Consider the following 2,210-nt stretch of genomic DNA (forward strand, 5'->3'; position numbering starts at 1 on the left):
TCTTGCGTTTCCATTTGCCCTCACCTAGAAACTTCATGCCTGTAGAGTCCATGAGTAGATGCAGCCCATCGCTACTTTTTTGGTAGCTGATTGCAATATCAATATGCTTTTGTCTTCTACAAAGCGTGGTGTAATCTGGTGGTGTCCAATTTAATCCGCAAAGTTTAATCAGACTTTGCACAAAGCCAGTGACCATACGTAAAGACAGACGAAATAAAGATTTAATCATTAAGCAGCATTGGATGGCTGCGTCGGAGTAGGTTTGATTTCGCCCTTGTTTGCCTTTTGATGGAGCATACCATTGCGTAGCAGGATCAAACCAAATGGCAATATTTCCGCGACTCATGAGTGCTCGGTTATATGCGGGCCAATTGGTTGTGCGGTAGATTTTCTGTGTAGGCTTCTTCATTTGAAAATTATATCGCTGAAAAAGCCTTTACAGATAGGTTTGTGCAACAAAGCCATTCGTTACTAGTACGATGCTGCCCATAAGCTGGATACTGAGTTGCGAAATCAATGACTGCTAGTTCTGTAGCATCATCTACACGATTTTTTAGATTAGGTACTCGACGGGATTTATTGATCAATGCATCCATGTCACCAGACTGTACTAGCTCCTGATAGCGATGAAAAGTATCTCTAGAGACACCCATCACTTTACACGCTCTAGATACATTCTGAAGCACTTCAGCTAAATTGAGCAGACCTACTTTGTGTTTAATGATTTGATTGTTAGTATGCAACATAAGAAAGTTACCTTTGTTTGATTAAGATTTCGACACCTTTATCAAAATGGGTAACTTTATCTTTTTCAAGAGTTATGTCCGATCAAGTCTGAACTAATACATCTGATGAATAAAAAAATTTGCTAGAGGTGCACTATGAAAAATATTGCTTATCATTCTTTTATATGCAGTCTATACTTTTTACTACATGGATGTTCAAATTCACAACCACAACAGCCTTTGCAGCATCAATCAAATAAAACCATTGCAAAATCAACAACGATACCCACTCAAAAAAATCCTCAACAGACTTTAGCCTCTTTTGACAAAATCTCTTGTGATGACATTCAAAATCCACAGTTTCAGCAAGCAGTTTTAAATGCCATTAATGAAATTCGAAATCACTCCCAACAATGTGGAAAAATTGCCTACTCGGCAACTCATTCATTAAAATGGAATAATCAATTACAGATGAGCTCAACTGCGCATGCACAGGATATTTCACAACGTCAGATTTTAAGTCATGTCGGGCGTGGAGGTGAAAATCTTAGATTCCGTATTAAAAAAACAGGGTATAAAGGCGGTGGGGGTGAAAATCTAGCAACAGGTCAAACCAACCTTAAACAAGTTCTTGAAAATTGGCTGGCATTAAGCCCAGGACATTGCGATAACTTAATGAAACCGCAATTTAAAGATTATGCGATCGCATGTAGCCGAAATCCTACAACCCATCGAACATACTGGGTGCAACACTTTGGTAGCGGGAAAAACTAAAACCGAGTACAAGATCTTTATTTGATCGGGTAAAAACTGAAATTAACAGTAAGCGTCCGCTGAACCCCATGTCTATTTTTTAATTTGAGTTGGATTTCCAGCGGTGTGGTAGCAATTCTTCTATTTGGGTCACTTTATGGGTCGGCAATCTTTTCAGCACATCACTTAAATAGGCATACGGATCCAGCCCATTCAGCTTTGCTGACTGGATTAAAGTCATGATGTTTGCCGCTCGCTGACCACTGCGCAGCGAACCTGCAAATAACCAGTTCTTACGTCCCAACGCCCAGGGGCGCATCTGATTCTCAACCCCTTGCGCAGCAATGCTGCTCATATCTATAGGTAAATTGCCATCATCCAGATAGCGGCTTAAAGCTGGCCAACGCTTCAGAGTGTAATTGATGGCCTTGGCGGTTGGAGAACTCGATGGCACCGTCAGTTGATGCTGGTTGAGCCATTCATACAGTTGTTGCATCACCGGTTGACTATGCTTTTGCCGATATTCGCGGCGATGTTCTGCTGTACCATCGGTCTTTTTCCTGAGTTCTGCTTCTATCGCATACAGTTTCTGAATCAGCACCAATGCCTGTTCAGCGACCTGACTTTTCCCGGTCACATGCAGTTCATGGAATTTACGACGTGCATGCGCCATGCAGCCCACCTCAATGACATCGCCTGATTTAAAGCGTGCTTTATAACCACTGTAATCAT

3 protein-coding genes and 1 pseudogene are annotated in these 2,210 nt (G+C 41.4%); 1 reads left to right on the forward strand and 3 read right to left on the reverse strand.

Translation table 11 applies throughout. From position 1 onward, the window contains the following. On the reverse strand, positions 1-409 hold a 409-nt coding region (locus MF4640_RS18540), incomplete at its 3' end, for an IS5 family transposase (protein WP_153042487.1). A gap of 55 nt (positions 410-464) precedes the next feature. Continuing rightward, positions 465-746 (reverse strand): annotated as a pseudogene (locus MF4640_RS18545) (helix-turn-helix domain-containing protein); the annotation flags it as partial. Between the two features lie 135 nt (positions 747-881). Between MF4640_RS18545 and MF4640_RS18550 the strand changes: the two are divergent. Then, the gene (locus MF4640_RS18550) at positions 882-1,499 is read left to right on the forward strand and encodes a CAP domain-containing protein (protein WP_078390486.1); all 618 of its coding nucleotides are present in this window, start codon (positions 882-884) and stop codon (positions 1,497-1,499) included. Between the two features lie 79 nt (positions 1,500-1,578). Here MF4640_RS18550 and tnpC read toward each other — a convergent pair. After that, positions 1,579-2,210: IS66 family transposase (tnpC, locus tag MF4640_RS18555; RefSeq protein WP_153042488.1), on the reverse strand; the 632-nt coding region annotated here is incomplete at its 5' end.

The sequence above is a fragment of the Acinetobacter sp. MF4640 genome (genome assembly GCF_002018895.1).
Lineage (GTDB): Bacteria > Pseudomonadota > Gammaproteobacteria > Pseudomonadales > Moraxellaceae > Acinetobacter > Acinetobacter johnsonii.

What these genes read in the sequence shown, in the direction of transcription:
- MF4640_RS18550 (WP_078390486.1), top strand. Translation starts at nt 882, where the DNA reads ATGAAAAATATTGCTTATCATTCTTTTATATGCAGTCTATACTTTTTA.